Consider the following 11,168-nt stretch of genomic DNA (forward strand, 5'->3'; position numbering starts at 1 on the left):
AACGAAGAACACCATGACTACGGATATCCAAGAACAAGCCGCCGCACCCGATGAAAACAAGATCATCGCCGAGCGCCGCGCCAAGCTGGCCGCACTGCGCGAACAAGGCGTCGCCTTCCCGAACGATTTCCGCCCCGAGCACAAGGCGGCCGATCTGCACGCGCAGTACGACGGCAAGACGCGCGAAGAGCTGGAAGAGAACCCCGTACACGTGGTGCTGGCCGGCCGCATGATGCTCAAGCGCGAAGCGGGCAAGAAAGCCGCTTTCGCCACCCTGCAGGACGCTTCCGGCCCGAAAGCCGACGGCCGCATCCAGATCTACGCCACCCTTGACCTCACGGGCGAAGCGGCCATGGCCGCCCTGCACCACTATGACCTGGGCGATATCCTGGGCGTTGCCGGCACCCTGTTCAAGACCAAGACGGACGAACTGACCATCAAGGTCACGGAACTGCGCCTGATCACCAAGTCGCTGCGCCCGCTGCCGGACAAATTCCACGGCCTGGCCGACCAGGAAACGAAGTACCGCCAGCGCTACGTCGACCTGATCATGAACGAAGAGACGCGCCGCACCTTCAAGGCCCGCACCGCCGCCATCTCGTCGATCCGCCGCTTCATGGAAAAGAACGAGTTCATGGAAGTGGAAACGCCGATGCTGCACACCATCCCTGGCGGCGCCGCGGCCAAGCCTTTCATCACCCACCACAATGCGCTGGACATGCAGATGTTCCTGCGCATCGCGCCGGAACTGTACCTGAAGCGCCTGGTCGTGGGCGGCTTCGACCGCGTGTTCGAGATCAACCGCAACTTCCGCAACGAAGGCGTGTCGATCCGTCACAACCCCGAATTCACGATGATGGAATTCTACGCGGCCTACACCGACTACAAATGGCTGATGGACTTCACGGAAGCCGTCATCCGCCAGGCCGCCATCGATGCGCACGGCACCGCCACCCTGACCTACGGCGGCCGCGAGCTGGACCTGGCAAAACCGTTCCACCGCCTGACCATCGTCGAAGCGATCAACAAGTACGCGCCCGGCTACACGCCGGAGCAGCTGAACGACGCGGAATTCATCAAGGAAGAGCTGAAAAAGTTCGGCGTCAAGCCGTTCGCCACGGCCGGCCTGGGCGCGCTGCAACTGGCGCTGTTCGAAGAGACGGCAGAAGCGCAGCTGTGGGAACCGACCTACATCATCGACTACCCGGTCGAAGTGTCGCCGCTGGCGCGCGCTTCCGACACGGTGGCCGGCATCACGGAACGCTTCGAGCTGTTCATGGTGGGCCGCGAAATCGCCAACGGCTTCTCCGAGTTGAACGACGCGGAAGACCAGTCGGCCCGCTTCCTGGCGCAGGTAGCCGCCAAGGACGCCGGCGATGAAGAGGCGATGTTCTACGACGCCGACTACATCCGCGCGCTGGAATACGGCATGCCGCCCGCCGGCGGCTGCGGCATCGGCATCGACCGCCTGATGATGATCATCACGGATTCGCCGAACATCCGCGACGTCCTGCTGTTCCCCCATCTGCGCCGCGAAGAATAATCACGGACGCTGGCCAATAAAAAGCCGCCTGATCGCAAGATCAGGCGGCTTTTTTCATACACCAACAGCAAGACCTGGGGTCAGTCTCTTCGAGATCGGTATCAGTTCCATTGGAACTGATACCCCCGGCGGGTCTGACCCCGGCAGTCACCTTACTGCACAACCGTATAGCACGGCACATACGCCGTTCCCGCCAGCTTCATGCGGTGCTGCGCCACGAACGAGGCCAGCAGCGCATCCATGGGGCCGGCGATGGATTTGTCGCCGTGGATCTCGAAGTTGCCGTGTTCTTCGATGGAGCGGATGCCGTCATCCTTGACGTTGCCCGCCACCACGCCGGAAAACGCGCGGCGCAGCTGGGCCGCCAGCAGGTGCGTGGGCTGGTTCTTGTGCAGGCTCAGGTTGCGCATGTTTTCATGCGTGGGCTGGAACGGCTTCTGGAACTCGTGGTCGATCTTCAGCAGCCAATTGAAGTAATACGCGTCGCTGTGCGCCTTGCGGAATTCGCGCACCTGGCGTATGCCTTCGAGCATCTCGCGCGCCACCAGTTCCGGGTCGTCGATGATGATCTTGTAGCGCTGCTGCGCTTCCGGTCCCAGGGTGTCGCTGATGAACTGGTTGATCTGCACGAAGTACTCGCGCGACGTTTCCGGGCCCGTGAAGATCAATGGAAATGGAATTTCGGCATTGTCCGGGTGCAACAAAATACCGAGGATGTACAGAATCTCTTCGGCCGTGCCCGCGCCGCCGGGGAACACGACGATGCCGTGGCCCGCGCGCACGAACGCTTCCAGGCGTTTTTCGATGTCCGGCATGATGACCAGGTCATTGACGATGGGGTTCGGCGATTCGGCCGCGATGATGCCCGGCTCCGTGATGCCCAGGTAGCGGCCATTGTGCAGGCGCTGCTTGGCGTGGCCGATGGTGGCGCCCTTCATGGGGCCCTTCATGGCGCCCGGGCCGCAGCCCGTGCAGATGTCGAGGCCGCGCAAGCCCAGCTGGTAGCCCACTTCCTTCGAATAATTGTATTCGGCGCGGTTGATCGAGTGGCCGCCCCAGCACACGACCAGGTTCGGGTTGAGCTGGGTCTGCAGCACGTTCGCATTGCGCAGGATGTGGAAGACGGCATCCGTCACGCCTTCCGTGCTCTGCAAGTCGAATTTCGGGTTGCCCGTGACTTCGTCGCTGACGAAGATGATGTCGCGCAGCACGGCAAACAGATGCTCGTGGATACCCTTGATCATCTTGCCGTCGACAAAGGCGATGGCGGGCGCGCCCTTGATGTCGAGCTTGATGCCGCGCTCGCGCTGGATGATGGAAATTTCAAACGATTGATATCGCTCAAGCAAGGCGCGCCCATCGTCGATGGTGCTGCCGCAATTGAGCACCGCCAGCGCGCAGCGGCGGAAAGTGTTGTACAGGCCGCCCTGGCTGGTATCGAGCAGTTTATTGACTTCAGTCTTGGAGAGCACGTCCAGGCGGCCTTCCGGTGAAACCAGAGTATCGATAACGTCGTGTTCCATAATGCGAAAAATCCCTTTAAAAATCGATGCTCGAAGGTATTGCACTAGCAATATACGACAAGTCGGGCTAGTTGTGCTGTGGTGCCGCAAAATCGCCTGGGCTGCCCTTGCCTGCAAACCGGTTTGACCAATATGAAACAGTCATTCTTGCTAATGCGAATGGAAACCTTCGCTCAGCGCAATTTGTAGATTAGAATGCCAGCCTATTGGAATTCCCGTGCGTGAGGTTCTTCATGAGAGTCCCCGCCGCCCGCAGGCTTCCATAAGTTTGTTTTATCGATCGACTATAATAATTTTTCAGGAGGAACCGCATGAGCGGTGCGACTACGCCCAACAAGGAAGCCGTTATTCCCGAGTTCAAGCAGATTATGGGCCATCCAAGCCCATTGTGGATGTTGTTCATGACTGAATTCTGGGAACGCTTCGCGTTCTACGGAGTTCGCTGGGCGCTGGTACTGTACATCGTGGCCCAGTTCCACGGCGGCGACGGTTCGGGACAGGCAGCGGCCAACCTGACCTACGGTTCCTTCCTCGCGCTGGTGTACGCCGGCGCCCTGTTCGGCGGCTACATCGCCGACCGGGTCATCGGTTACCAGCGCTCGATCCTGCTGGGCGCCATCTTCATGGCTGCCGGCCTGTTCTGCATCTCGGTACCGAACCAGGACATCTTCAACCTGGGCCTGGCCACCATGATCGTCGGTAACGGCATGTTCAAGCCGAACATCTCGACCATGGTCGGCAAGCTGTACACGACGGCCGATCCGCGCCGCGACAGCGGTTTCACGATCTTCTACATGGGTATCAACATGGGCGCCATGGTCGCCCCCGTCTTTACCCAGTGGCTGGCCGGGTCGATCTTCGGCACCAGCGACATGCCTTCCTACAAGATGGTCTTCATGGCCTCCGGTTTCGGCATGCTGATCAGCCTGGTATGGTTCTTCATCGGCCGCCGCGCCCTGAAGGGCATCGGCGCACCGGAAGCCGGTTCCGGCAGCCCGATGCGCGTCGTCTGGGTGGCCGTCGGCTCCCTGTGCGTGATCCCGCTGATGTACTTCCTGCTGACCGTCGGCGCTGAAAAACTGCAAGTCGTCCTGACCGTGCTGTTCGTCGGCCTGGCCGTGATGCTGATGATCGAAGGTATCCGCAACGGTAAAATTGCGCGCGACCGCGTCATCGCCATGCTGCTGATCTTTGTCTTCAACATCCTGTTCTGGATGTTCTTCGAACAGGCAGGCAGCTCGTTTACCTTCCTGGCTGACAAGATCGTCAACCGCGACCTGGGCTTCGCAATCTTCCCGACCGCCTACTTCCAGACCGTCAATTCGGTCGCCATCATCGTCTTCGCGCCGATCATCGCCGCCGTCTGGGTCTTCCTGGCGCGCCACAACGTCAATCCATCGATCCCGCGCAAGTTCGGCCTGGGCTTGCTGGGCAATGCGCTGGCCTTCGGCCTGCTGATCTTCGCTCTGTCGAGCCTGGTTGGCGCCGACAACAAGATCCCGTTCTGGACCTTGGCGACCGTGTACATGCTGCAATCGATCGGCGAACTGTGCCTGTCGCCTATCGGCCTGTCGATGGTCACCAAGCTGGCGCCGGTGCGCCTGGTGGGCCTGGGCATGGGCGGCTGGTTCCTGTCGACCGGTATCGGCAACAACCTGTCGGGCATCTTCGCCAGCCACGTCAGCGGCGAAAGCGGCATGTCGGTGCAATCGGCCCTGTCCGGCTACACCTTCGGCTTCTGGTCCCTGCTGGGCGCCGGCGTGATCCTGTTCCTGATCGCACCGCTGATCAACAAACTGATGCACGGCGTGAAGTAAGTTTTCTGCCCTAGCTGACAACGGCGGCCTGCGGGCCGCCGTTTTTCATTCCGGCACCGGTTTTCCCCTTGCCGGGCGGTACAATACGCCCAGGGCCGACGGCCACTCCACCCATATTACTGAAAAAACCATGTCCAGCATCTCCACCACCACGCCCCTCTCCGACGACGAATACGCCGAACTCGACACCCTGCTGGCTGCGCCCGCGCTGGACAGCCGCGCCATGGACGTGTCCATGCTGGAAGGGTTTCTCACGGCCGTCGCCCTGAACCCGAAACAGATCGGCACCGAACAGTGGCTGCCCTGGGTCTGGGACAAGGCGGCCGGCAGCGCCGCGCCCGCAGCGGATGCGGCCAGCGAACGGGCGGCCAGCCTGGCGCAGCGCCACCACGCCTACATGCTCGAATGGCTGGCGAAAGACCCGGACAGCTTCGAGCCCATCTATGTCTGCGGTCCCGAATGGAGCGTGCCGGCCTGGTGCGCCGGCTTTATCCTGGGCACGACCCTGGACAAGCCCCAGTGGGCGGCCCTGGCCGTCAGCCACCCTGAGTACCTGGCACCGTTCCAGCACCTGGCCACGGCCAGCGAGCTCGACGACGATGCGGCCGAAACGGCCATGGATGGCGTGATTCCCGCCGTCATCGCCATCAACGCCGCCTGGGCCCGCCAGCGCCACCTGAAAAGCCAGGCGCAAAGCCAGCCCGGCGCCACCGTCCTGCGAGAAGTGCCAAAAACGGGCCGCAACGACCCATGCCACTGCGGCAGCGGCAAGAAATACAAAAAATGCTGCGCCGACGCCGATAGCGCGGCAAACTAAGGCGATTCCTCCTTGCGCCAGCTGCTGACGGCCATCCTGCGCTTCCTGCTGCGTCACACGCTGCAGTTCGCGCTGTTCATCGTCATCCTGCTGGCCGGCCGCCTGCTGCTGGCCGAATGGCGCGCCTACAGCGCCAGCAGTAGCACCGTCGCCGCGCTGCGGCTGGCCGCCAGCGGCGCCGACAGCCACGGCGCCGGCCTGGCCGCTGCGGCCACGGCCAGGGTCAACGCCCTGCAGCACGCTTCCCGGACAGCCATCGCCACCCGCCTGGAGCAGGTGCAGGCCCAATTGCGCCAGCTGCGCGCACAGCAGCAGCCCTCGCTGTTTGCCCTTCCCCTGCCCGGCGCCGATACGCTGGCCCGCCATGCGCAGGACGAAGCCACGCGTCGCGTGGACATCGAAGTGCTGGCGCAGGAAGCCCGCTATCTGGGCGCCCTGCAGGCGGCGCTGAGCGGCGAAGACGCGCGCCAGACGCTGGCGCGCCTGCACGCGGAACATGTGCGCGCGTATGCTGCGCTGCAAGACAATATACGCGAGCGCCAGCAGCTGGAAGCGCAGCACCCGCTCGCTGCGCGCCTGCCCGGCAGCGGCGCTTATGCGCAGCTGTCGCGCCTTGAAAAAGAAGGCCAGCGCCTGCGCGAGATCAATCTGCAAGCCTACAATGCCTGGCTGGCGCAGCGCGCGCGCACCGGCAATGCGGCCCGTCCCGCCCCATTTGCCATCGACGACCAGGCGCTGGCCGCCGCGCTGGCGCCCGTACAAAAGGCCATCGCAGCCGGCGAGAGCCAGCTGGCGCGCAACTGGATCGCCCGCTGGCGCGCGCCCGTGCTGGACGTGGCGCCCACGGCCGCCCTGCTGGTGCTGTCGGCCATCGCGCTGCCCGTGGCCATCAAGGCCTTGTTTTACTTCGTGCTGGCGCCCCTGGCCGCGCGCCTGCCGCCGCTGTCGATCGCGCGCGAACTGCACCTCGCGGGCAGCTCCCTGCCCCTGCCGCCGCACGGCGAATCGCGCATTTCCGCCGTCTCGCAAGCCTTGCCGCTCAAGCCTGGACAGCGGATGCTGATCCATCCCGCATACCTGCAATCGTCGCCCGTCAGCAGCACCAAGCGCACGCAATGGCTGCTGGACTGGCGCTTTCCGTTCACGAGCCTGGCGGCCGGCATGGTGGCGCTGACGCGCCTGCACAGCGACGTAGCCGCGTCCGTGACGATTTCCGCCAGCGACGATCCGCTGCTGGAAATCGCCGTCCTCCGGCTGCCGGCCGGCAGCGCGCTCGTGTTCCAGCCGCGGGGACTCGTGGGCCTGATCACGGATACGGACGAGTCGCTGGCGATATCGAGCCACTGGCGCCTGGCCAGCCTGCATGCCTGGCTCACCCTGCAGCTGCGCTTCATCGTCTTTCGCGGCCCCGTCACCCTGATCGTGCGCGGCTGCCGCGGCGTGCGCCTGGAACGGGCGGGCCAGGGCCGCTCCATCAGCCAGGCCGCCACCCTGGGGTTCAGCACCAACGTGCTGTACTCGACCCTGCGCAGCGAAACCTTCATCCCGTATCTGCGCGGCCAGCAAGCCTTGCTCAACGACCGCTTCGACGGCGGCGACGGCGTCTACCTGTACGAAGAAACGCCGCGCCACGGCAAGCAGCCGGGCAATACGGGCAGCTGGTTCGAGGGGGCGACGGACGCGATCTTGAAAGTGTTCGGCATCTAGCCGGAGAATCCGCCATGCACGACTTCCTGTTTGCCGATTTCCTCGAGGACCAGGCCACGTATGCGGCGCTGCAAGCGTACTGGCAGGCACGCCTGGCCTTTCTCGACGGGCAGTGCGCGCCGTATCTGCGCACCGCGTTTGCCAACGGCCAGCCTTTTAACGACGGCAACCCCATCGTCAACCTGGCGGACCGGCACGCCGGCAAGGCGGCGCGCATCGTGCAGCAATGCCCGCATGAATGCGGCCCCGGCTACACGAGTTTCGAGCAGGCGATCGAACTGGCCGACGGCGACGGGCACCGCCCGGCGCGGGAAAAGATCATCGTGCTGACCTTGACCGCAGACGCGGCGCAGCGCGCCGAAGCGGAACTGCGGGCCTGGTTTGCGCCGGCGTAGGACCGCGCGCTAGCAGACCGCACCTTACCAGACGTAGCCCGCGCGCACGCCGACATTGCGCTGCTCGCCGTAATTGCAGGCCCGCGCCGAGAAACACGAGGCGACATGGTATTTGTCGAACAGGTTCTTGACCGTCATGCTCACGCTCAGGCCGCGCCAGCGGCTGCGGGCCTGGCCCAGGTCATAGCGCAGCGACAGGTCCGCCAGGGTGAATGCCGGCACCTGGAAGGTGTTCTCGCCATCGCCCCAGCTGGCGCCCACGTGGCGCACGCCGGCGCCGGCCGACAGGCCGCGCCAGCGGCCGGCAAACGCATAGTCGGCCCACGCGGAAGCCATCTGCCTGGGCACTTCGTACGGCGACTTGCCCTGCACGTTCGTGCCCCACATGTCAGGATTCTCCTTCGTCACCTTCAGGGGATTGCAGGTGAGGGCCGCCAGCAGTTTCAGCTGGCTGCCCGGCTGCGCCGCCACTTCCAGTTCGATGCCGCGCGAGCGCACCTCCCCCTGCTGGATGGAGAAATCCGGCGCGTCCGGGTCCGTCGTCAGCACGTTCTGGCGCCGCAGTTCGAAGGCGGCGGCCGTCACGGACAGGTGCGCGCCCGGCGCGTACTTCAGGCCGACCTCCACTTGCCGCGCCGTTTCCGGCGCGAACGGACGGTCATGGCGGTCCGCGCCGGAGACGGGCGAAAACGATTCGCTGTAGCTGGCGTAAGGCGCCAGGCCGTTCGCCGCCAGGTAAGTGATGCCGGCGCGGCCCGTGAACGCCGTGGGCTTGCGCACCGTCGTGGCCGATGGCGATACCAGCAGATTGCGCTGCTCCTGGCGCGTCCAGTCCTGGCGCCCGCCCACGGTGAAGACCCATTGACGGTACTGCATGCGGTCCTGCAGGTAGGCGCCCAGCTGCCGGTTATGCTCGCGGCGCAGGGCATCGGGCGCCAGCGCCGCCAGGTCCAGCGCGCTGCCGTAGACGGGGCGGTAGATATCGATCTGCGGACCGTCGGCGATATACGAGCTGAACGAAGTATTGCTACGGCTGTAATCGATGCCGGCAACGATCTCATGGCGCAGCGCGCCCGTCGCCACCTGGCCCGTCACATTGGTGTCGAGCGAATACACGCTGCCCTTGCCGTCGCGCGTATCGATCTCGCGGTTGGTGAGCGCATGGTCGATTAAATCACCATAACGAAACATGTACTGTTCGTGGTTATCCGCGTGCAGGTAGCGGAAGTTCTGCCGCACCGTCCATCCGCTGTCGAACGTGTGGCGCGCAGCGTAGCCCGCCGACGCGACCCGCGTTTCCTCGTGATCGAAGCCGGGCTCGCCCAGGAAACGCGTCAGCGGCAATCGGCCGTTGGGATTACTGCCGTTCAAGGCTTCCCACTGCACGTTCGACGATTGCATGGCGCGGTTCTGCTGGAAAAAGCCCAGCACGGTAATGCTGGTGCGGGCGCTCGGCGCCCACGTCAGGCTGGGCGCCAGATAGTAGCGGTCGTCCTGCATGTAATCGATCTGCTGGTCCGCATGGCGCGCCAGCCCCACCAGGCGGTACAGCAGGCTGCCGTCGTCCGCCAGCGAGCCGCCCACGTCGACGGCCAGCTGCCTGCGCGCATAGCTGCCCAGCGACAGTTCGACCTGGCGCACCGGGTCCGCCGCAGGGCGCTTGGGCACGAAATTGACGATGCCGCCCGGCGCATTCTGGCCGTACAGCACGGACGAAGGCCCCTTGAGCACTTCCACGCGCTCGGCGCCGTACGGCTCCACGCCGAAAAAGCCCAGCGTCCCCATGGGCATCAGGCGCATGCCATCGAGGTAGAACGCGCCCGAGAACTGGCTGAAGCCGCGCACCGACAGGCTGTCGTCGGCAGGGTTGGCGCCTGCCGTGTTGCTGCGCAAGCCGGCCGTGTACTGGATGGCGTCGTTCAGTGTCCGCACGCCCTGGTCATCCATGCGGTCGCGCGTGATGACGGAGACCGATTGCGGCACTTCCAGCAAGGAAGCGTCGGTCTTGGTGGCCGTGCTGGCCCGCCGCGCCACATAGCCGCTGACCTTGCCCCACGGGTTTTCCTCTTCCGCCTGCGCGCTGACGGTCACGGGCGCCATCGTCTGCACGCCATCGGCCGCCGCGCCGGCAGCGGACGCGGTGGCGGCACGCAGCGCATAGCCGCCGCCGGCCGAGCGCACGGCGGCCAGTCCGGTGCCGGCCAGCGCCCGCGCCAGCGCATCGTCCACCGTGTAGCTGCCACTGACGCCGCCGCTGCGCAGCCCTTCCGTCGCGGCCGAGCCAAAGGCGATCAGCAAGCCCGCTTCGCGCCCCAGCCGGTTCAATGTTGCTTCCAGCGTGCCTGCCGGGATGGCGTAATGGAGCAGGGACTCGGGCTGTCCGGCCTGTCCGGCCGTTTGCGCGTGCGCCGGCGCGCCGGCCAGGCTGGCCAGCGCGCCCAGGCACAGGGCGTGCACCAGCAGGGCCAGCGGTTTCATTGTCGACAGGCCCGGTACCCGGCTGCGCGTGGATGGATGGAGTGTGCTGCGGTCGTTCATGGTATGCCCTCGGATCATGGAATGGGTGGGACGGGCCAGAACCTGCGTCCTCACTTCCCTTGACAAGGCAGCGTGCAAAAACAGTCCATGTATTTTCAGTTTATTTTTTTCGCCGCGCGCGGCCGCAACGTGACCCAGTAGCGCGTCAGGTAGTGCAGCTCGACGGGAAACGCTTCCACCAGCGCCAGCAGCACCCTGTCGGTATCGGCCAGCGGATAGGCGCCCGACACCAGCAAGTGCGCCAGCGCCGGATCGCATCCCAGGTGGCCGCGCCGGTGGCGCGACAACTCCAGCAGGAAATCGTCGAGGCGCATGTGCGCGACGACCAGCATGCCGTCGGCCCAGGCGCCCGCGCCGGCGTCGAGCGCATGCGCCGCGCCCACGCCGCCGCGGCTAAAGCTGCCCTCCTCGCCCGCCTGCAGCACGCGTGGCTGGCTGTGGGCCGCCGCAGGCCGCAGCTCGACGACCCCTTCCAGCACGCCGACCTGCACGTAGCCCCCGTGCTGGCGCACGATGAATCGCGTGCCCAGCGCCCGCGCCGTGCCGTCGGTGGTATGCACGAGGAAGGGCCGCTGCCGTGCATCGGGCGCCGTCTGCAGCAGCACCTCGCCGCGCAGCAGCTGCACCGCGCGCTCGCTGGCGTCATAGCGCAGCTTGACGGCGCTATCGGTATTGAGCACCAGCGTGCCGCCGTCCGGCAGGCGCACCGTGCGCCGCTCGCCCGTGGCCGTGCTGGCATCGGCGTTCCACGACTGCCACGCCGGTGTCTGGCGCAGCATGGCGGCGCTGCCGCCCGCCACCACCAGCGCCGCCAGCAGGCGCACCGCG

At 65.3% G+C, this 11,168-nt stretch carries 8 protein-coding genes; 5 read left to right on the plus strand and 3 right to left on the minus strand.

Annotated features, from left to right (window positions below; all coding sequences use genetic code 11):
* The first annotated feature begins 13 nt into the window (after positions 1-13).
* Entirely contained in the window at positions 14-1,543 is a 1,530-nt protein-coding gene (gene lysS, locus GCN74_RS20980) for a lysine--tRNA ligase (protein ID WP_152258470.1), read from the plus strand.
* A gap of 152 nt (positions 1,544-1,695) precedes the next feature.
* Here the strand turns inward: lysS and ppnN are convergent, their stop codons facing one another.
* Positions 1,696-3,066, minus strand: coding sequence for a nucleotide 5'-monophosphate nucleosidase PpnN (gene ppnN / locus GCN74_RS20985; protein WP_034782951.1), 1,371 nt, complete (start codon positions 3,064-3,066; stop codon positions 1,696-1,698).
* Positions 3,067-3,377: 311 nt separating this feature from the next.
* Here ppnN and GCN74_RS20990 point away from each other — a divergent pair, with 311 nt between their 5' ends.
* The 4 genes from GCN74_RS20990 to GCN74_RS21005 all read left to right on the plus strand — a co-directional run bounded on the left by GCN74_RS20990 (position 3,378) and on the right by GCN74_RS21005 (position 7,802).
* Positions 3,378-4,883: a peptide MFS transporter gene (locus GCN74_RS20990; RefSeq protein ID WP_152258471.1), complete on the plus strand. Its 1,506-nt coding sequence runs from the start codon at positions 3,378-3,380 to the stop codon at positions 4,881-4,883.
* Between the two features lie 130 nt (positions 4,884-5,013).
* The gene (locus GCN74_RS20995) at positions 5,014-5,700 is read left to right on the plus strand and encodes a UPF0149 family protein (RefSeq protein WP_152258472.1); all 687 of its coding nucleotides are present in this window, start codon (positions 5,014-5,016) and stop codon (positions 5,698-5,700) included.
* A 12-nt stretch (positions 5,701-5,712) separates the two neighbouring features.
* Positions 5,713-7,407 (plus strand): hypothetical protein, encoded by a 1,695-nt coding sequence (locus tag GCN74_RS21000; RefSeq protein WP_152258473.1) that lies wholly within the window; start codon positions 5,713-5,715, stop codon positions 7,405-7,407.
* Positions 7,408-7,421: 14 nt separating this feature from the next.
* Positions 7,422-7,802, plus strand: a complete 381-nt coding sequence (locus GCN74_RS21005) for a hypothetical protein (RefSeq protein WP_152258474.1) — start codon at positions 7,422-7,424, stop codon at positions 7,800-7,802.
* A gap of 24 nt (positions 7,803-7,826) precedes the next feature.
* On the opposite strand, the gene GCN74_RS21010 is transcribed toward GCN74_RS21005, so the two are convergent.
* Together GCN74_RS21010 and GCN74_RS21015 are read right to left on the minus strand one after the other, a co-directional pair.
* Positions 7,827-10,340 (minus strand): TonB-dependent siderophore receptor, encoded by a 2,514-nt coding sequence (locus GCN74_RS21010; protein ID WP_226939145.1) that lies wholly within the window; start codon positions 10,338-10,340, stop codon positions 7,827-7,829.
* 95 nt (positions 10,341-10,435) lie between these two features.
* Positions 10,436-11,168: FecR domain-containing protein (locus tag GCN74_RS21015; protein ID WP_152258475.1), on the minus strand; the 733-nt coding region annotated here is incomplete at its 5' end.

The organism is Janthinobacterium sp. FT14W, assembly GCF_009208755.1.
GTDB classification, from domain to species: Bacteria; Pseudomonadota; Gammaproteobacteria; order Burkholderiales; family Burkholderiaceae_D; genus Janthinobacterium; species Janthinobacterium violaceinigrum.

Bases quoted from the DNA above. Each gene is read 5' to 3' on its own strand.
- lysS (WP_152258470.1), top strand. From the start codon at position 14: ATGACTACGGATATCCAAGAACAAGCCGCCGCACCCGATGAAAACAAG.
- ppnN (WP_034782951.1), bottom strand. From the start codon at position 3,066: ATGGAACACGACGTTATCGATACTCTGGTTTCACCGGAAGGCCGCCTG.
- GCN74_RS20990 (WP_152258471.1), top strand. From the start codon at position 3,378: ATGAGCGGTGCGACTACGCCCAACAAGGAAGCCGTTATTCCCGAGTTC.
- GCN74_RS20995 (WP_152258472.1), top strand. From the start codon at position 5,014: ATGTCCAGCATCTCCACCACCACGCCCCTCTCCGACGACGAATACGCC.
- GCN74_RS21005 (WP_152258474.1), top strand. From the start codon at position 7,422: ATGCACGACTTCCTGTTTGCCGATTTCCTCGAGGACCAGGCCACGTAT.
- GCN74_RS21010 (WP_226939145.1), bottom strand. From the start codon at position 10,340: ATGAACGACCGCAGCACACTCCATCCATCCACGCGCAGCCGGGTACCG.